Raw genomic sequence first — 18,178 nt, forward strand, 5'->3', positions numbered from 1 at the left:
GGGTGAGAAAAATGAAAAAATTCATGCTAACGTCTATTGTTGGGTTAACCATTTTTGTATTGTCCGGTTGTTTGTACCCGACGGAAAGAATGTCTCAAAATCAAGTTCCTTATAAAGATCAAGTTGCTTCCGTGCAAACGGCCGTTGATCAATTTAAACAAGAAAGCGGAGGCTTACTGCCGATAAAAACGAAAGATATGGACACACCTATTTACCAAAAATACCCGATTGACTTCACGAAAATTGTTCCTAGATACATGCAAGACGCACCTGGGAATTCGTATGAAAGCGGAGGGATATTTGCGTACGTGCTTGTGGATGCAGAAACAAAGCCTACGGTTAAATTATTGGACTTACGGATGGCGGATACAATTCAAGATGTTAATGTACATTTGAATATATACCGTCAAAACCATAAAGGGTACGTACCGTTTAAAGACGTCATCGCTCCCGGCGTATTCTCTATTAACTATAAGAAATTGAATATGAAAGAACCTCCTGTCGTTACTAGCCCGTATACAGGTAATAGTCTTTCTTTAATTGTTAATGGGCAGGGAGATGTATTTGTAGATTATCGTCCTGATTTGTATGATGCCATTCAAAAGCATAAAAGCTCCTACAAACCGGGTGAAGATATCCGAAAGCTCCTTGTGGAAAACAGTGATTTTGTACCTGCTTACTCTCTTCCTTATACAGTCAACGATAAGAATGAACCAATATTTTTTAAAAAATAAGTCATGAACCCCTTCTCCTTGAATAATATTCAGAGAGAAGGGGTTTTCTCTTTCTTGTACACCAATAATGAAAATCAGAATGACTAAGTCAGCATGTGCATGAAAAAAATCATAAATTTTTCTATCAAAAGTCATATTTTAATAGGACAACGTCATAACTATATAGTGTCCTAATTTACTCTCGCAATGGATGTCATATTCCATGAACTCATAGATCGGAGGGGATCTTTTGGAAAAGGTGGATGTATTTAAAGATATCGCTGAACGTACAGGAGGCGATATATATTTAGGTGTGGTGGGAGCAGTTCGAACAGGAAAATCTACATTTATTAAAAAATTTATGGAGCTGGTGGTCCTGCCTCATATCGAGAACGAGGCAGAAAGAGCTCGCACACAAGATGAACTGCCACAAAGTGCAGCTGGAAAAACGATTATGACAACTGAGCCGAAATTCGTACCGAATCAAGCAGTTAATGTTTTGGTAGATGACGGGCTAGAAGTTAACATACGGTTAGTAGATTGTGTAGGATATACAGTGCCAGGCGCTAAAGGGTACGAAGATGAAAATGGACCTCGAATGATCAATACACCTTGGTATGAAGAACCAATTCCATTTCACGAAGCGGCTGAAATTGGAACAAGAAAGGTTATTCAAGAACACTCAACGATTGGTGTCGTCATTACAACAGATGGCTCAATTGGAGATATACCGCGTCAAGATTACGTGGAAGCAGAAGAGCGCGTCATTAATGAGCTAAAAGAAGTAGGCAAACCATTTATCATGGTTATTAATACCGTACAGCCATATCATCCTGATACAGAAAAGCTTCGTGCAAAGCTTAATGAAAAATATGATATCCCAGTGTTAGCGATGAGTGTAGAAAGCATGCGCGATACTGATGTGATGAACGTATTGAGAGAAGCACTATACGAGTTCCCTGTATTAGAAGTCAACGTTAATCTACCAAGCTGGGTAATGGTTTTAAAAGATAAACATTGGCTGCGTGAAAGCTATCAAGAAGCCGTTAAAGAAACGGTAAAAGATATTAAGAGGCTGAGAGACGTTGAACGGGTAGTAGAGCAATTTAGCCAGTTTGAGTTTATCGATCAGGCTCGATTAGCCGGAATTGAGATGGGGCAGGGAATTGCCGAAATTGACCTATACGCTCCAGATGATTTATATGATCAGATTTTGAAAGAAATCGTAGGAGTAGAAATTCGCGGAAGAGATCATTTGCTGCAGTTAATGCAAGACTTTGTGCATGCAAAAACTGAGTATGATCAAGTCTCTGATGCACTTCGTATGGTTAAACAAACGGGTTATGGTGTAGCTGCACCTTCGCTTTCAGATATGAGCCTTGATGAACCTGAAATTATTCGCCAAGGATCGCGTTTTGGAGTTCGTTTAAAAGCAGTGGCACCTTCTATACACATGATTAAAGTGGATGTAGAATCAGAATTTGCGCCGATTATCGGAACGGAGAAGCAAAGCGAAGAATTAGTTCGTTATTTGATGCAAGACTTTGAAGATGATCCGCTTTCAATTTGGAATTCAGATATATTTGGCCGCTCTCTGAGTTCAATCGTAAGAGAAGGGATTCAAGGAAAGCTGTCGCTGATGCCTGAAAATGCGCGATATAAGTTAAAAGAAACGCTAGAACGGATTATTAACGAAGGATCTGGAGGTTTAATCGCGATTATTTTATAAGAATATAACGTTAGGCTCCTCATAAAGGAGCCTCTTCTTTTTGGATAGATCATACAAAACTTTACATATATTGTGATAGATCGCGTGGTTATCCTATTCCTGCGTTATTTTCTGCTTGCTATGCCTTGTTCAATATGTTAATCTTTTAACAGAAATCGATCGATCATACTGTTTTCACTACATACATACGGCAGATGAATGAAAAACATTGAATTATTTAGTTCAATCGTTTATGATTAGGCTTGTCGATACATAGGTTATGTATAATATCCATTTGTTTTGTTAAAGAATGAGATATAACGAATTACTAGATTCCTTTTCTAACAAGGTTTTTAGTTATTATATGATCCGATTTTGGGAGGAGGTGAATGGCATGAACAAGACAGAATTAATTAATGCTGTTGCAGAAGCAAGTGAGCTTTCAAAAAAGGATGCTACAAAAGCAGTTGATGCTGTTTTCGATACAATTTTAGAAGCTTTAAAAGCTGAGGACAAAGTTCAACTTATCGGTTTTGGTAACTTCGAAGTACGTGAACGTGCTGCTCGTAAAGGACGCAATCCACAAACTGGCGAAGAAATCGAAATTCCTGCTAGCAAAGTTCCTGCATTCAAACCAGGTAAAGCTCTTAAAGATGCTGTAAAATAATATCTACATAAAATGGCTTTATTCATAGCCGTTGATGAAGAGCTTTGAAAGGTCGCACATTTGCGACCTTTCTTTTTTGCCTTTGGTATATACATATGCTAGAATTTTTTCATAAAGTCGTAATGCAACGAATTGGAGGGCAACAACATGTCATCTGTAAATAAACCACAGATCGAACAAGCTGTGAGACTAATTTTAGAAGCAATTGGCGAAGATCCAAACCGTGAAGGATTATTAGATACACCAAAGCGAGTAGCTAAAATGTATGAGGAAGTCTTTTCCGGGTTGAATGAAGATCCAAAAGAGCATTTTAAAACAGTTTTTGGAGAAGATCATGAAGAGCTAGTGCTTGTAAAAGATATTCCTTTTTACTCTATGTGTGAACACCACTTAGTGCCTTTTTACGGAAAAGCTCATGTTGCGTATATTCCAAAAGGCGGACGAGTGACCGGTTTAAGTAAGCTGGCAAGAGCGGTAGAAGCTGTTGCGAAACGTCCTCAGCTTCAGGAGAGAATTACATCTACAGTGGCGGATTCTATTGTAGAAACATTAGAGCCTCATGGGGTAATGGTAGTAGTGGAAGCAGAGCACATGTGTATGACCATGCGAGGCATTAAAAAGCCTGGGGCTATGACAATCACTTCTGCTGTGCGTGGAGTGTTAGAACACGATGCAAGTTCTAGAGCTGAAGTTTTATCATTGATTAAATCATAATGTGGATGATGAAGGAGAAGAGAATATGACACAAAAAGGAACGCCAGAGTATATTGTCATTAAAGCGGTCGAAGATGGAGTTAACGTAATTGGCTTAACGCGAGGAGCAGATACGCGATTTCATCATTCAGAAAAACTAGATAAAGGCGAAGTGATGATTGCGCAGTTTACTGAGCATACATCAGCAATTAAAATTCGTGGCAAAGCCGTCGTTCAGACTGTTCACGGAGAAATTGAATCCGATACGAAAAAATAAGCAGGGATTTTCCTGCTTTTATTTATATTTAAAATAGATGAATAAGAACAGGAAAAACATGGTGAAACTAAAAGCAATATCTTAAATTACTATCTAAGAAATCAAGATGGTATGTAGATGAACGGTGTTCAAGCGGATGAGCAGCTAAAGGATTTAAACTGTGAAAAAGCTTCAAAAGAATTTAAAGGATATTTTATAATGTAATTATGTTATAATTGACACTATCGATTTGGAGTTAAAAGAACTTTAAACAAATAGTGATGGAAAGGGAGACAAGGATGATGAGCGTAAAAACCATCTATGATATTGTGGCCAACATGAAAGAACAGCTTCATGTTGAATTAAGTCATCCATATGTAAAAAAATATATTCATCATCCGCGTATTGATGAAAATAGATTACTGTACATGTGTTCGTTCTTAGATACTCTTTCAATGGAAGAAGAAAAAAAGAACAGCTCTGTGCTATCTGTGATGCTCGTTCAAACCGCACTTGATACCCACGATCTAGTCTCCACTCAAAATGTTAGCGGAAATGAAGGGAAGCTGCATGAGCGGCAGCTGGTAGTTTTGGCCGGAGATTATTACAGCGGCCTGTACTATTACTATTTAGCTCAAAGCAGCCAGCTGAATTTAATGAAAGTTATAGCATCTGCTATTAAAGAAATTAATATCGCTAAGATACACATTTATAACAATCGCTCTACTAATCCACACGACGTTATGAATAGTTTTTTAGCAGCAGAATCATCGTTTGTAAGATGCTTATGTGACTATTTTGAACGTGAAGAGTGGAAAGAACTTTTAAAACATGCAGCGTATTTGAACGGGATATTAAAGCAATTAAAGTCATTACAGCATAAAGAGCCTACTCTCTTGCTAAACTATTGCAAACAAATTGGCATGAATCAAGAACAAATAAAAGAATACCTTTATTCGTATACTCAACAGTCTGTAAATATTGTTAGAGGATACTTACGAAGTGAATTTGCAATGAATGAGTTTTTAAGAGAGCACTTAGATGAACTTACATCTAGCTTAGAAGTGTTGAAAAATGTCGTAGGAGAAGGATAGAGATATGCAGCAATCAAAAGAACAGCGTGTCCATGGCGTATTTGAAAAAATATACAAAAATTATGATCAAATGAATTCTGTTATTAGTTTTCAGCGTCATAAGGCATGGCGCAAAGATACGATGAAGCGAATGAATGTTCAAAAAGGAACAAAAGCTTTAGATGTTTGTTGCGGAACTGCGGATTGGACGCTAGCTATGGCTGAAGCAGTTGGAGAAACAGGAGAGGCAGTTGGCCTAGATTTTAGTCAAAATATGCTAAAGATTGGTGAAGAGAAAGTAAAAAACTCACCTTTTTCAAATATTACCTTACTACATGGCAATGCAATGGAACTTCCTTTTGAAGATAATTCATTTGACTATGTAACAATTGGATTCGGACTGCGCAACGTGCCTGATTACCTTCAAGTTTTAAAGGAAATGCAGCGCGTCGTGAAACCTGGCGGAAAAGTCGTTTGCCTTGAAACGTCTCAGCCAACGATGATTGGCTACCGACAAATGTACTTGCTTTATTTTAAGTATATTATGCCTGCGCTTGGAAAGATGGTCGCTAAAAGTTATGATGAATATTCATGGCTTCAAGAGTCAGCTAGGGACTTTCCAGGTCAAAAGCAATTGGCTGATATGTTCCGTGAAGCCGGTTTGACAGATGTTGAAGTGAAATCTTACACAGGTGGAGTAGCAGCGATGCATCTAGGGTACAAACGATAAAAGAGAAAAAGCTTGTCCTAGAGGTGCAACAGCCTGTAGGATAAGGAGTAAAGAATGAATATATAATGCAAGGTGAGTCCAATGAAACTAAAAATGATGTACGCTTTTTTGAATACGGATATTACCCTTATTGAGAAAGAACTTGAACAAACTGTTCATACCGATGAAACACTTATCACAGATGCTTCTCTTCACCTTTTACAAGCAGGGGGGAAACGAATTCGCCCTGTATTTGTTTTGTTGGCAGCTAAATTTGGGCATTACAACATCGACCAAATTAAACATGTGGCAGTAGCGCTTGAGCTGATTCATATGGCTTCTCTTGTTCATGATGATGTTATTGATGACGCTGATAAGCGACGGGGAAAACCAACAATTAAGGCAAAATGGGACAATCGTATTGCTATGTATACAGGGGATTACATCTTTGCTCGTGCACTTGAAGTTATGAGTGAGGTTAAAGATGTGGAAGCACATAAAATTTTATCTAATACGATGGTGGAGTTAACGCTCGGTGAAATTGAACAGATTAAGGACAAATACAACCTAAACCAAAACTTACGCGTGTATCTGCGTAGAATTAAACGTAAAACGGCACTGCTAATTGCTGCAAGCTGTCAGTTAGGCGCAATTGCAGCGGGAGCTCCTGAAGATATACATAAACGTTTATTTTGGTTTGGATATTACGTGGGAATGTCATTTCAAATTACCGATGACATTTTAGATTTTATCTCATCAGAAGAACAGCTTGGGAAACCAGTTGGCAGCGACTTACTGCAAGGAAATATTACGCTGCCAGTTTTGTATGCCATTGAAAATGCTGAGTTTCGAGATAAAGTAGAACAGCTTTTCGAGAGGGAATATGAGCAAGAGCTGATCAATGAAATTATTTCTTATATTAAATCTTCTAACGCCATTGAACGTTCATTTGAGATGAGCGATCGTTATCTGCAAAAAGCGATGAGCATTTTAGAAGAACTGCCGCCAAACAAGGCGAAAAAAACGCTGCATCAAATTGCGAAGTACATTGGAAAACGGAAATTTTGATTTATTTACTTTCATAAGTTGTAAACTGCTCGAAACAATGTTAATATCTTCATGAGGTGTGATTGCGCTTTCAAAATTTGTTTACATATCATGAACTTCAGGGGTGGAGAGTAAAATGATACAAAAAACGTTTTTAATGGTCAAACCAGACGGGGTACAAAGAAGCATTATTGGTGAGGTTATTTCTCGCTTTGAGAAAAAAGGTTTTCAATTAGTTGGAGCTAAGCTTATGCATATTTCGCAGGAATTAGCTGAAACACACTACGGTGAACATAAAGAGAAACCTTTCTTCGGTGAGTTAGTGAAATTTATCACATCAGGTCCAGTTTTTGCTATGGTATGGGAAGGTGAAAACGTGATTTCAGTATCACGTCAAATGGTGGGGAAAACTAACCCTCAAGAAGCGCTTCCTGGAACTATTCGAGGTGATTATGGACTGATTGTCGATAAGAATATTATTCACGGCTCAGATTCACCAGAAAGTGCGGAGCGTGAAATCAGCTTATTCTTTGAAAGTGAAGAGCTGACTTTCTATAAAAAAGACGCAGACGCTTGGATTTACTAATTTAGATAGCGCAAAGAGACGAATGAATTTTCATTCGTCTTTTTTATTGTGTTTATAAATAGGCTTCTAGGCTATTAAGTGCAAAGATTTCCTTACATAAACATTTTCATAATGTATTCCGATATATTAATAAGACGATAAGCGTATATAAAGGTTTTATTTCTTTATACGTCTAACATAAATGTATAGGAATGAGAAAGGAGAGCAAAAAATGATAGATGAATACGACGCGTTTGTGGAGAAAATAAAAACAAAAACAGGCATGGATTTGTCACTATATAAGCAGTCTCAAATGCACCGCCGCCTCACCTCGCTGTATGAAAAAAAAGGTTTTACTAGTTTTTTTGAATATTATCGAGCAATGAACAGTAACAACGAACTGCTAGAGGAGTTTTTAGATCGGATGACGATTAACGTGTCAGAGTTTTATCGCAATTATCAGCGGTGGGATATATTGGAGCAAAAAATTTTACCGACTCTTGTAAAAGGAAAAACAGATCTGAAAGTGTGGAGCGCTGCCTGTTCAACAGGGGAAGAGCCGTATACACTAGCGATGGTTTTATCAACATTTTTTCCGCTTTCGCGTATTTCTATATTGGCGACCGATTTGGATGAAAAAGTGATAGAAAAAGCAAAAGTAGGCTTTTATGATGAACGTTCACTTCAGGAAATGCCTGTTTCGATGAAAAATAAGTACTTTCAACAAAGAGGAACCGGGTACTTATTAGATGAAAAAATCAAAAAAACAGTTGTTTTTCAAAAACATAACTTACTGTCAGACTCTTTTCCTAAAAACGTTGACTTGATTGTTTGTCGAAATGTGCTTATTTATTTTACAGATGAAGCTAAGTATGCTTTATATGAAAAATTCAGCAGAGCTTTAGCACCTGGCGGCATCTTATTTGTAGGAAGCACTGAGCAGGTTTTTACTCCGCAAAAGTATGGATTTGAAACGGCTGATACGTTTTTTTACAGAAAAGTAAAGACCATTTAATTGAGATAACTTGAAGCCATTTCTTACAAGCGGAGGTGAAACTTTTTATATATTCTTATGTTATAGTATGGTATAGTCATATTTAAAAATGGAAAAATTCTGACGAATAATACATATTAAGCGGAGGTACGATTATGCGATATTTAACAGCAGGAGAATCACATGGTCCACAGTTGACTACAATTTTAGAAGGTGTTCCGGCAGGGCTTCCTTTAACAGCCGAAGACATCAATACAGATTTAGCGCGAAGACAAAAAGGTCATGGGCGCGGAAGACGTATGCAAATTGAAAAAGATCAAGTGGAAATTTTAAGCGGTGTCCGCCACGGCTATACGCTAGGATCTCCTATTACGTTAGCGGTAGAAAATAACGACTGGAAACACTGGACAAAAATTATGGGCATCGAGCCAATTTCTGAAGAAGAATCAGAAGAAGTAAAGCGTAAAATCTCAAGACCAAGACCAGGACATGCCGATTTAAACGGCGCTATTAAATATGGTCATCGCGATATGAGAAATGTATTAGAACGTTCTTCAGCTCGTGAAACAACTGTAAGGGTAGCAGCAGGTGCTGTGGCTCGTCAAATCCTTGCTCAGTTCGGGATTTCTGTAGCTGGACATGTATTAGAAATTGGCGGCGTACAGGCAAATCCGCCTCAATACAAAAGCTTAGAGGAACTTCAAGAAGTCACTGAAGCTTCTCCAGTAAGATGTTTTGACTCAGCTGTTGAGAAAGACATGATGCAAGCAATCGATGATGCTAAGAAAAACGGCGATTCTATCGGAGGCGTAGTAGAAGTTATTATTGAAGGCGTGCCAGCAGGAGTAGGTAGCTATGTCCATTACGATCGTAAATTAGATGCGAAGATTGCTGCAGCCGTTATGAGCATTAATGCATTTAAAGGCGTTGAGTTTGGGATTGGATTTGAAGCGGCTCGCAGACCAGGAAGCGAAGTTCATGACGAAATTCTATGGGATGAAAAGAATGGATATACCCGTAAAACAAACAACTTAGGCGGCTTTGAGGGCGGCATGACAACAGGTATGCCAATTGTAGTACGCGGTGTAATGAAACCTATTCCAACGCTTTACAAGCCGTTAAAAAGTGTTGATATTGAAACAAAAGAAGCCTTCGAGGCAAGCATCGAACGTTCAGACAGCTGCGCTGTGCCGGCAGCAAGCGTTGTCGCAGAAGCCGTTGTAGCTTGGGAATTGGCTGATGCGCTAATCGAACAGTTTGGACAAGACCGAATTGATTTAATTGCTGAAAATATTGAGAAAATGCGTGCACATGCGAGGGAGTTTTAATGTTGCAAATTGATATTCAAACTTTATCGAAAACATATCCTCTTTATTTAGGAAATGGATTAATTGAAAAGCTGCCTTCTATTATTGAGAGTGTAAAACCCAATCTGTCGTCGGTGTTAATCATCACTGATTCAGCTGTAGATTCATATTATGGAGAAGCGGTTGTAAAAGCGGTTGAGACGCAGTTTAAAGTGGCTAAATACGTAGTGCCAAGCGGTGAACATGCAAAGTCATTTCAACATTACTACGATTGCCAGACATTTGCACTCGAGCAGCAGCTTGACCGCAATGCGCTCGTTATTGCTTTCGGCGGAGGGGTAGTTGGCGATTTAGCTGGATTTGTAGCCGCTACATATATGAGAGGGGTTTCGTTTATTCAAGTGCCAACGACGCTTCTTGCTCACGATAGTGCTGTAGGTGGTAAAGTAGCCATTAATCATGAGCTTGGAAAAAATATGATTGGCGCTTTTTATCAGCCTGAAGCGGTTGTTTATGACATTGATCTTCTTAAAACGCTTCCTGAAAGAGAGTGGCGTTCCGGTTTTGCAGAAGTGATTAAACACGCTTTTATTCACGATGAAGCATTTTATGAATGGCTTCAGCAAAATATACAATCGCTGACTGATTTACAAGATGTAAAATTAATTTATGCTATCCAAAGCGGTATTTTAGTCAAAGCATCTGTTGTAAAAGAAGATGAGACAGAAGCTGGCGTTCGCGCTCACCTGAACTTTGGACATACGTTAGGTCATGCGATCGAAGCAGAGTGCGGCTATGGACAAATCAGTCACGGAGAAGGCGTAGCCATTGGGATGCTGTTTGCTATGAAAGTCAGCAATACGCTTGGGAAAAGCGAGTTCCCTGTAGCTGAAATTGCGAAATGGTTTGAAAAATTTGGCTATGAGACGTCTGTTCCAAACCACCTTTCAGCTGAAAAGCTGCTCGTGAGAATGAAAGCAGACAAGAAGTCCAAATCAAGCAATGTTCATATGGTACTGCTTGAAGGCATAGGAAAACCTTTTGTTCAACAAGTAGAAGATGAAGTAATTCTTAAGCTGCTGAATGAAGAGCTTCAAGCGTAGTTTCTTCAAAAGCCAAGTAGATAGTAGTTGACAAATGAATTTGAAACGTACTACAATTGGTAACAAGTTAGTTTAGAGATTTTAGTTATGAGAAAACAATAGACAGTTTAGTTGAGATTAGGGTAGACGAGAATGAGACAGTTGAGCAGAGTTTAGTTGAGTGAATTTTACCATTCGTATACCCAAAGGCCCATTTTTGATGTGTCTTTGGGTTTATTTATTATATCCTCTTTTATATCACCTCATCTATTCTCATTCTCCATGAAATGGAGGATTGAAAGATATGACGAACACGTATACTTCTTTTTTAGAAGACTCTACAAAGTATTTAACCATTCCAATCATAAAAAAAATATTTATCGATAGCATGACACCTGTTGATCTTTTTCAACAGGTAAAAGATGAAGCTGTATATTTACTTGAAAGTAATGATGAATCATCACCATGGTCCCATTATTCTTTTATTGGCTTGAATCCATTTTTGTATGTAGAAGAAGAGAAAGGAACCTATCTAGCAAAAAACAAGCAGCTTCAACCTGTGCTGCAAGGAGACAGCTTTAAAGAGGTATTTTGTAAAATTCAGCAAGAGCTGAAAGTGAAAGTGCCAGACCTTGCACTTCCTTTTAAAGGAGGAGCAGTAGGGTTTATCAGCTACGACGCAGTATCGCAAATTGAAAAAGTAAACGTACATGCTCAAAACGATTTGAACATGCCTACTTTTCACTTTATCTATTGTCAAACGATGCTCGCTTATAATCACCAAACAAAAGAGCTTATGGTGATTCATTACATTCAGCTTGATGAGCAAGATAAAGAACAGCAGAAAAAAGAAAAATATGACGAAGCTCTAACGGAGATCAATCGATATGTTGAAAGAATAGCGCAGACGGTGAAAGAAAAGCCCATGATGTTTGCACTCGAGCAGCGCGAAGTTAGCTTTGAAGGCGTGACATCGTCATACCAAAAAGATAAATTTGTGCAAGATGTGGAAAAAATTAAGGAATACATTAAAAGCGGAGATGTTTTTCAAGCCGTATTGTCGCAGAGATTTCAAATTGATACGACCGTAGCTGGATTTGATATTTACAGAGTATTGCGATTAGTTAATCCCTCTCCGTATTTATTTTACGTGAAAGTAAAGGGAGTGGAATTGATCGGAAGTTCCCCTGAGCGATTGATTCAAATTGAAAACGGCCATTTAGAAATTCATCCAATTGCAGGAACGAGAAGACGCGGCAGAGATGCAGAAGAAGATGCTCGCTTGTATGAAGACTTAATTAACGATGAAAAAGAGCGGGCAGAACACTATATGCTCGTGGACTTAGCAAGAAATGACATCGGCCGAGTTGCACAGTATGGAAGTGTCCAAACGCCAGTATTAATGCAGCAGGTTAACTTTTCGCACGTCATGCACTTGATTTCTAAAGTGACAGGACGCCTGGATGAAAAAGTACATCCTATTGATGCGCTGCTTTCTGCATTTCCAGCGGGTACCGTATCTGGCGCTCCAAAAGTGCGGGCGATGCAAATCTTAAATGAAATTGAACCAGTTGCGCGAAATGTATATGCAGGAACCGTAGCATATCTCGGATTTGATGGAAACATTGATTCGTGCATTGCGATTCGCACCATTCTTTTGAAAGACCAAACCGCTTATATACAGGCCGGAGCAGGAGTGGTTGCTGACTCAAAACCGGAGCTTGAGTGGAAAGAAACCCGCAATAAAGCTAGCGCTTTAATTAAAACAATTCAATTAGCTCAAGACATCTACGATAAAAAGGAGGATGTATATGTTTAAAGAATTGTTGAAAAAGTGTTTGCGCGGCGAGTCACTTTCAGCGGAAGAAGCAGAAAAAATTATGAATGATATTATGAACGGTAAAGTCCCGACAGCTCAAATTGCTAGCGTGCTAACCATCTTAACGTACCGAGGAGAAACCGTCGATGAAATTGTTGGGTTTGTCCGAGGTATGAAAAACAATATGAATGCTATTTCTCTAGAAGAATTAAACGTAGTAGATACGTGCGGTACGGGAGGAGACGGCGCCTCTACTTTTAATATTTCGACGGCTAGCGCGATTGTGGCATCTGCTGCCGGAGTAAAGGTTGCGAAACACGGGAATCGCGCCGTGTCTTCTAAAAGCGGAAGTGCAGACGTGTTAGAACATCTGGATATATGGATTCAGGGAAATGAAAAAGAAGTGAAAAATGCGGTGGCTGACCTCAACATGTCCTTTTTATTTGCGCCGCTTTATCACCCTGCTATGAAGCACGTTGCTGCTACTCGAAAGGAATTAGGGTTTAGAACCGTTTTTAATGCATTAGGTCCGTTAGCAAACCCTACTAACTGCACAAAGCAAGTAATTGGCGTTTATTCTATTGAGCTTGCACGGAAATTAGCAGAAGCGCTTGTTGTACTGGGAGCGAATCACGTCCTGCTTGTTGCGGGCAGAGATGGTTTAGATGAAATTAGTGCCACGGATGTAACGGATGTTGTAGAAGTACAGGGCAATGTCATTACAGAATATACGCTTGCACCAGAGGATGTGCATTTACAGAGAGGGAAGCTTGAAGACTTGGTGGTAGAAGACGCAAAATCGAGTGCAGAGCTCATTGAATCTCTATTTTTAAATAAAAGTAATGTAACTGCTAAAAATGCAGTCGTGTTGAACTCTGCTGCAGCTATTTACGTTAGCGGAAACGTTTCTACTTTTGAAGAAGGAGTAGCTGTAGCTTTAGAAACAATTGAATCAGGTGCTGCATACACGCAATTACAACGATTGAAATCGAAAAAGGTGGTTGAACATGCTCAATAAAATTATTGAAACAAAAAAAGAAGAAATTCAAAACCTACAGTTACCGGAACAGCAAAATGTTACAAAACGATCATTTTTAGAAGCTTTATCAAATCCGAATCGAGAGCTGGCTCTTATTGCAGAAGTAAAAAAAGCCTCTCCTTCCAAAGGATTAATAAAAGAGAATTTTCAGCCTGTGGAAATTGCTAAAGCCTACGAGGAAGGAAAAGCAGATGCTTTGTCTGTGTTAACGGATCAGCACTATTTTCAAGGACATCGAACGTTTTTAAGTGATATTAAACAGCATGTCTCTATTCCTGTACTTCGCAAGGATTTCATCATTGATCCCATTCAAGTGGAAGAAAGTGCACGAATTGGTGCCGATGCTATTTTACTCATTGGAGAAGCACTTGAACCATTAAAATTACAAGAGCTTTATCTTCAAGCTGCTGAAAAAGAGTTAGATTGTTTAGTAGAAGTGCATTCTTTAGAAACGCTCGAACAGCTGTTAGCTGTATTTACGCCGAAAATTATTGGCATTAATAATCGAAATCTTCATACGTTTGAAACCAGCGTGCAGCAGACCAAAGAAATCGCCAAGCACGTTCCGAAAGATCAGCTGTTAGTGAGTGAAAGCGGCATTTACTTATACGATGATGTTTCCTACGTAAAAGAAGCTGGAGCAAAAGCTATTTTAGTAGGAGAATCGCTTATGAGACAGGATAATCAAACCAAAGCGATTGAAAAGCTGTTTGGGGAAAGTGAATATGCTTATTAAGTATTGCGGTATTCGATCAAAACAAGACATAGCTTTAATCGAAAAGTCGGCTGCTACTCACATTGGCTTTATTTTCTACCCTAAAAGTAAACGATATGTAAAGCCTGAACGAGTAAATGAGTTTGTAACGGATGAAATAAAAAAACAAGTCTCGCTAGTAGGGGTATTTGTTAATACACCGGTGGATCAAATGCTTGAAATTGCCTCCGTGACAAATTTAGAGGTTATTCAGTGCCACGGGCAAGAAACAGCTGCTGAAGTACGTGAGTTAAAGCAGCGTGGATATGAAGTGTGGAAAGCAATCCCGCACAATAAAGAGACGCTGCAGCAAATGCATGTATATGAAGAAGCTGACGGTTATGTAATTGACAGCAAGGTTAAAGAACAATTCGGAGGAACGGGCGTCGCTTTTGATTGGAGCTTCGTTCCTCAGTATGAATCAGCTGCACGAAAGTTAGGTAAAAAATGCTTTATTGCTGGAGGAATCAATGCTTTTAACATTGAGAACTTGTTACCCTACAAGCCTGGGGCGATTGATATTTCTGGCGGTATTGAAACAAATGGAACGAAGGACTATACAAAAATTATAGAGATTGAAAGGAAGATCATACTATGACATACAATCACCCTGATGAATTTGGCCGCTTTGGTGAATTTGGCGGAAAATACGTACCTGAAACATTAATGAAACCACTTGAAGAAGTAGAAGCAGCTTTGAATGAAGCAATGAAAGATCCAGCATTTAAAGATGAATATCTATCCTTACTCGTCAATTACTCAGGGCGACCAACGGCTTTAACATATGCTGATAATATTACCGAAACACTCGGCGGGGCAAAAATTTATTTAAAACGTGAAGACTTAAATCATACGGGTGCTCACAAAATCAACAATGCCATTGGACAGATTTTACTGGCTAAACGTATGGGCAAAACAAAAATTATTGCTGAAACAGGAGCAGGTCAGCACGGGGTAGCGACAGCTACAGTAGCTGCAAAGTTCGGAATGGAATGTAAAGTATTCATGGGAGAAGAAGATATTGAACGTCAGGCGTTGAACGTCTTTCGTATGAAGCTTCTAGGAGCAGAAGTCATTCCTGCAACTTCTGGAACAAAAACGCTAAAAGATGCAACAAATGAAGCAATTCGCTACTGGGTTCAACACTGTGAAGATCACTTTTACTTAATTGGTTCGGCAATTGGACCGCATCCTTATCCTAAAATGGTTCGAGATTTCCAAAAAATTATTGGAGAAGAAGCAAAAGAACAGTTTACAGCGGTAGAAGGAAAACTTCCGAATGCTGTCGTGGCATGCGTCGGAGGCGGCAGTAATGCAATCGGCATGTTTTATGATTTTATTAAAGAAGAAAATGTACGCTTGATTGGGGTAGAAGCAGGGGGGAAAGGACTAAATACAGCCCTTCATGCTGCTAAAATGGCTAAAGGCACAAAAGGTGTTATTCACGGAACGCTCACGTATTTACTTCAAGATGAAAATGGTCAAATTACCGAGCCTTATTCTATTTCAGCAGGTTTGGATTATCCGGGTATCGGTCCAGAGCATTCTCACCTTTCATCTATTGGACGAGTAGAATATGAAAGTGTAACGGATGATGAATCAATCGAAGCTCTTCAGCTATTGGCGAAAACAGAGGGAATCATCCCGGCTATCGAATCCGCCCATGCGCTAGCAAAAGCATTTGAACTGGCTAAAAGCATGACGAAAGAAGAAACCATTTTAATTTGCTTATCAGGTCGAGGAGATAAGGACGTTCATACATTAGTAAACTTGCTAGAAGGGAAGGAAGAAGAACATGAATACGTTTGAAGCGAGACTACCTAAACATGAAACATTATTTATTCCATTTATTACAGCGGGAGATCCTCATGAAGATGCAACGGTGGAGATTGCTTTGTCTTTGCAAAAGCAAGGTGCTTCTATTTTAGAGTTGGGCGTACCGTATTCCGATCCTTTAGCAGATGGTCCAATTATTCAAGAGGCGTCTAAAAGAGCTTTATCTGGCGGCATGTCTATTTCAAAAGCTATTAAGCTTGTATCGGTGATGAGAAAAAAAGGTGTGAAAATACCGGTAATTCTCTTTACCTATTTTAATCCTGTGTTACAATTAGGTTTAGAATCCTTTTTCGCGTTAATGCGAGAAAATGAAATAGATGGAGTGCTAATTCCGGATTTACCGTACGAAGAGAGTGCCCGTATCCGGGAGCTTGCCGCTGAAAATGAAGTTGTGTATATTTCAATGGTTGCTCCTACATCTAAAGAGCGTATTCAAAAAATTGCTGCAGATGCAACGGGCTTCTTATACTGCGTGTCGTCTTTAGGAGTTACCGGGGTTCGCTCTACGTTGCCACCTGATATTGGCACCTTTTTAGAAGATGTGAAAGCAGCAGCTTCTATATCGGTTGCCGTCGGTTTTGGGATTTCAACAAGCGAACAAGTAGAGGTATTAAAAGAACACAGCGACGGCATTGTAATTGGAAGTGCAATTGTTAATAAAATTGGCCAGCTTGAAGAAGTTCTTTTAAATAAGGATACACGCCGAGACGGATTAAATCAAATTGAGGAGTATGTTGCATCCATCGTTTCGCCTATACAAAAATGCGAGGTGTGACACGGTGAAGGTAAAAGAACAATTACTAACTTTATCTCCATATAAACCAGGTAAGCCAATTGAAGAAGTGAAGCGTGAATTTAATTTAGATCGCGTTGTAAAATTAGCATCCAATGAAAATCCTTACGGCAGCTCTGCTTTAGTAAAAGAGGCGATTGCTGCAGAAATTGAAAATATGGCGCTTTATCCAGACGGTTATGCAGCTGAACTGCGTGCAGCAGTAGCAAAACACGTAGGTGTAGAGCAAGATCAGCTGATTTTTGGAAATGGTTCTGATGAAGTCATTCAAATTATTTGCCGAGCTTTGCTATCGGCTGATACAAATACTGTCATGCCAACGCCATCATTTCCTCAATATAAGCACAATGCCGTAATTGAAGGTGCAGAAATTCGTGAAGTACCGCTGCGCGGTGGAGATCATGATTTAGATGCTATGCTTCGTGCCATTGATGAAAATACGACAATTGTATGGGTATGCAGTCCTAATAACCCAACGGGAACGTATGTGAAGGGCGATAAGTTAATTTCCTTTATGAAACAAGTTCCTAAGCATACGTTAATTGTTATGGATGAAGCGTATTTTGAGTATGCAGCAGATCAAGCCGACTATCCGAATACGGTAGAGCTTTTGAATGAATACGAAAACTTAATTGTACTTCGCACATTTTCAAAAGCATACGGCTTAGCTTCTTTGCGTATTGGTTACGGTATTGCAAACGAATCATTGCTACAAAAAATTGAGCCGGCTCGCGAACCTTTTAATACAAGCCGCATGGCTCAAAAAGCAGCAATCGTTGCTCTTGAAGACCAAGCGTTCATTGAAGAGTGCAAAAAGAAAAATGAAGCAGGTTTGCAGCAGTACTATGCTTTCTGTGATAAGAATGGCTTAAACTATTATCCTTCTTTCACTAATTTTGTTCTAATTGATTTTGGCCGTCAAGGCGATGAAGTGTTTCAATTTTTATTGCAGCGCGGATTTATCGTTCGTTCAGGGAATGCACTAGGCTTCCCAACTTCCGTTCGTATTACGGTGGGAACAAAAGAACAAAATGAACAAATCATTGAATTGCTTCAGCAGTTTGTTAACCAAGAAACGGCGAAAGCTTAATACCTAATATAGTAAAAGATGAGAGTGTGATTT

19 protein-coding genes are annotated in these 18,178 nt (G+C 39.1%); all 19 read left to right on the forward strand.

Features of this window, described 5'->3' with window-relative positions; genetic code table 11:
• Positions 1 to 11: 11 nt before the first annotated feature.
• Positions 12 to 734 carry a hypothetical protein gene (locus SB717_RS08770; protein ID WP_013084893.1) on the forward strand — a complete coding sequence of 241 codons (723 nt, stop codon included), beginning with the start codon at positions 12 to 14 and terminating at the stop codon, positions 732 to 734.
• Positions 735 to 963: 229 nt separating this feature from the next.
• Positions 964 to 2,442 carry a stage IV sporulation protein A gene (gene spoIVA / locus SB717_RS08775; RefSeq protein ID WP_013059017.1) on the forward strand — a complete coding sequence of 493 codons (1,479 nt, stop codon included), beginning with the start codon at positions 964 to 966 and terminating at the stop codon, positions 2,440 to 2,442.
• Between the two features lie 373 nt (positions 2,443 to 2,815).
• Positions 2,816 to 3,088, forward strand: a complete 273-nt coding sequence (locus SB717_RS08780) for an HU family DNA-binding protein (RefSeq protein WP_013059016.1) — start codon at positions 2,816 to 2,818, stop codon at positions 3,086 to 3,088.
• Between the two features lie 147 nt (positions 3,089 to 3,235).
• Positions 3,236 to 3,802 carry a GTP cyclohydrolase I FolE gene (folE, locus tag SB717_RS08785; RefSeq protein WP_013059015.1) on the forward strand — a complete coding sequence of 189 codons (567 nt, stop codon included), beginning with the start codon at positions 3,236 to 3,238 and terminating at the stop codon, positions 3,800 to 3,802.
• A 25-nt stretch (positions 3,803 to 3,827) separates the two neighbouring features.
• The gene (gene mtrB, locus SB717_RS08790; protein ID WP_028411509.1) at positions 3,828 to 4,058 is read left to right on the forward strand and encodes a trp RNA-binding attenuation protein MtrB; all 231 of its coding nucleotides are present in this window, start codon (positions 3,828 to 3,830) and stop codon (positions 4,056 to 4,058) included.
• Between the two features lie 278 nt (positions 4,059 to 4,336).
• Positions 4,337 to 5,131 carry a heptaprenyl diphosphate synthase component 1 gene (locus SB717_RS08795; protein WP_029714662.1) on the forward strand — a complete coding sequence of 265 codons (795 nt, stop codon included), beginning with the start codon at positions 4,337 to 4,339 and terminating at the stop codon, positions 5,129 to 5,131.
• Between the two features lie 4 nt (positions 5,132 to 5,135).
• Positions 5,136 to 5,840: a demethylmenaquinone methyltransferase gene (locus tag SB717_RS08800; protein ID WP_013059012.1), complete on the forward strand. Its 705-nt coding sequence runs from the start codon at positions 5,136 to 5,138 to the stop codon at positions 5,838 to 5,840.
• 81 nt (positions 5,841 to 5,921) lie between these two features.
• Positions 5,922 to 6,887, forward strand: coding sequence for a heptaprenyl diphosphate synthase component II (hepT, locus tag SB717_RS08805; protein ID WP_029714664.1), 966 nt, complete (start codon positions 5,922 to 5,924; stop codon positions 6,885 to 6,887).
• A 115-nt stretch (positions 6,888 to 7,002) separates the two neighbouring features.
• Entirely contained in the window at positions 7,003 to 7,452 is a 450-nt protein-coding gene (gene ndk / locus SB717_RS08810; RefSeq protein ID WP_013059010.1) for a nucleoside-diphosphate kinase, read from the forward strand.
• Positions 7,453 to 7,663: 211 nt separating this feature from the next.
• Positions 7,664 to 8,446 carry a CheR family methyltransferase gene (locus tag SB717_RS08815; protein ID WP_410903587.1) on the forward strand — a complete coding sequence of 261 codons (783 nt, stop codon included), beginning with the start codon at positions 7,664 to 7,666 and terminating at the stop codon, positions 8,444 to 8,446.
• Positions 8,447 to 8,580: 134 nt separating this feature from the next.
• Positions 8,581 to 9,753, forward strand: coding sequence for a chorismate synthase (gene aroC / locus SB717_RS08820; RefSeq protein WP_328106914.1), 1,173 nt, complete (start codon positions 8,581 to 8,583; stop codon positions 9,751 to 9,753).
• Positions 9,753 to 10,835: a 3-dehydroquinate synthase gene (gene aroB / locus SB717_RS08825; protein WP_410903588.1), complete on the forward strand. Its 1,083-nt coding sequence runs from the start codon at positions 9,753 to 9,755 to the stop codon at positions 10,833 to 10,835. The genes aroC and aroB overlap by 1 nt, the downstream gene beginning before the upstream one ends.
• 283 nt (positions 10,836 to 11,118) lie before the next feature.
• On the forward strand, positions 11,119 to 12,633 hold the full coding sequence (gene trpE, locus SB717_RS08830; protein ID WP_410903589.1) for an anthranilate synthase component I: 1,515 nt from the start codon (positions 11,119 to 11,121) through the stop codon (positions 12,631 to 12,633).
• Positions 12,626 to 13,651, forward strand: coding sequence for an anthranilate phosphoribosyltransferase (gene trpD, locus SB717_RS08835; protein WP_074677385.1), 1,026 nt, complete (start codon positions 12,626 to 12,628; stop codon positions 13,649 to 13,651). The genes trpE and trpD overlap by 8 nt, the downstream gene beginning before the upstream one ends.
• Complete coding sequence (gene trpC, locus SB717_RS08840; protein WP_074677383.1) at positions 13,641 to 14,408, forward strand: indole-3-glycerol phosphate synthase TrpC; 768 nt, start codon at positions 13,641 to 13,643, stop codon at positions 14,406 to 14,408. The genes trpD and trpC overlap by 11 nt, the downstream gene beginning before the upstream one ends.
• The gene (locus tag SB717_RS08845) at positions 14,398 to 15,024 is read left to right on the forward strand and encodes a phosphoribosylanthranilate isomerase (RefSeq protein ID WP_074677381.1); all 627 of its coding nucleotides are present in this window, start codon (positions 14,398 to 14,400) and stop codon (positions 15,022 to 15,024) included. The genes trpC and SB717_RS08845 overlap by 11 nt, the downstream gene beginning before the upstream one ends.
• A complete protein-coding gene (trpB, locus tag SB717_RS08850) occupies positions 15,021 to 16,235 on the forward strand; it encodes a tryptophan synthase subunit beta (protein WP_045292887.1) in 1,215 nt (404 codons plus the stop codon). Before SB717_RS08845 ends, trpB begins: the two co-directional genes overlap by 4 nt.
• Positions 16,222 to 17,037 carry a tryptophan synthase subunit alpha gene (gene trpA / locus SB717_RS08855; protein ID WP_410903590.1) on the forward strand — a complete coding sequence of 272 codons (816 nt, stop codon included), beginning with the start codon at positions 16,222 to 16,224 and terminating at the stop codon, positions 17,035 to 17,037. The genes trpB and trpA overlap by 14 nt, the downstream gene beginning before the upstream one ends.
• 4 nt (positions 17,038 to 17,041) lie before the next feature.
• Entirely contained in the window at positions 17,042 to 18,145 is a 1,104-nt protein-coding gene (hisC, locus tag SB717_RS08860) for a histidinol-phosphate transaminase (RefSeq protein ID WP_074677379.1), read from the forward strand.
• The last annotated feature ends 33 nt before the right edge of the window (positions 18,146 to 18,178 follow it).

It is taken from the genome of Priestia sp. SIMBA_032 (assembly GCF_046535215.1).
In the GTDB taxonomy this organism is placed as follows: Bacteria; Bacillota; Bacilli; order Bacillales; family Bacillaceae_H; genus Priestia; species Priestia aryabhattai.

Bases quoted from the DNA above. Each gene is read 5' to 3' on its own strand.
- trpB (WP_045292887.1), top strand. From the start codon at position 15,021: ATGACATACAATCACCCTGATGAATTTGGCCGCTTTGGTGAATTTGGC.
- folE (WP_013059015.1), top strand. From the start codon at position 3,236: ATGTCATCTGTAAATAAACCACAGATCGAACAAGCTGTGAGACTAATT.
- trpC (WP_074677383.1), top strand. From the start codon at position 13,641: ATGCTCAATAAAATTATTGAAACAAAAAAAGAAGAAATTCAAAACCTA.
- hepT (WP_029714664.1), top strand. From the start codon at position 5,922: ATGAAACTAAAAATGATGTACGCTTTTTTGAATACGGATATTACCCTT.
- mtrB (WP_028411509.1), top strand. From the start codon at position 3,828: ATGACACAAAAAGGAACGCCAGAGTATATTGTCATTAAAGCGGTCGAA.
- aroB (WP_410903588.1), top strand. From the start codon at position 9,753: ATGTTGCAAATTGATATTCAAACTTTATCGAAAACATATCCTCTTTAT.
- SB717_RS08795 (WP_029714662.1), top strand. From the start codon at position 4,337: ATGATGAGCGTAAAAACCATCTATGATATTGTGGCCAACATGAAAGAA.
- trpA (WP_410903590.1), top strand. From the start codon at position 16,222: ATGAATACGTTTGAAGCGAGACTACCTAAACATGAAACATTATTTATT.
- trpD (WP_074677385.1), top strand. From the start codon at position 12,626: ATGTTTAAAGAATTGTTGAAAAAGTGTTTGCGCGGCGAGTCACTTTCA.
- SB717_RS08845 (WP_074677381.1), top strand. From the start codon at position 14,398: ATGCTTATTAAGTATTGCGGTATTCGATCAAAACAAGACATAGCTTTA.
- SB717_RS08800 (WP_013059012.1), top strand. From the start codon at position 5,136: ATGCAGCAATCAAAAGAACAGCGTGTCCATGGCGTATTTGAAAAAATA.
- SB717_RS08780 (WP_013059016.1), top strand. From the start codon at position 2,816: ATGAACAAGACAGAATTAATTAATGCTGTTGCAGAAGCAAGTGAGCTT.
- SB717_RS08770 (WP_013084893.1), top strand. From the start codon at position 12: ATGAAAAAATTCATGCTAACGTCTATTGTTGGGTTAACCATTTTTGTA.
- aroC (WP_328106914.1), top strand. From the start codon at position 8,581: ATGCGATATTTAACAGCAGGAGAATCACATGGTCCACAGTTGACTACA.
- trpE (WP_410903589.1), top strand. From the start codon at position 11,119: ATGACGAACACGTATACTTCTTTTTTAGAAGACTCTACAAAGTATTTA.
- ndk (WP_013059010.1), top strand. From the start codon at position 7,003: ATGATACAAAAAACGTTTTTAATGGTCAAACCAGACGGGGTACAAAGA.
- SB717_RS08815 (WP_410903587.1), top strand. From the start codon at position 7,664: ATGATAGATGAATACGACGCGTTTGTGGAGAAAATAAAAACAAAAACA.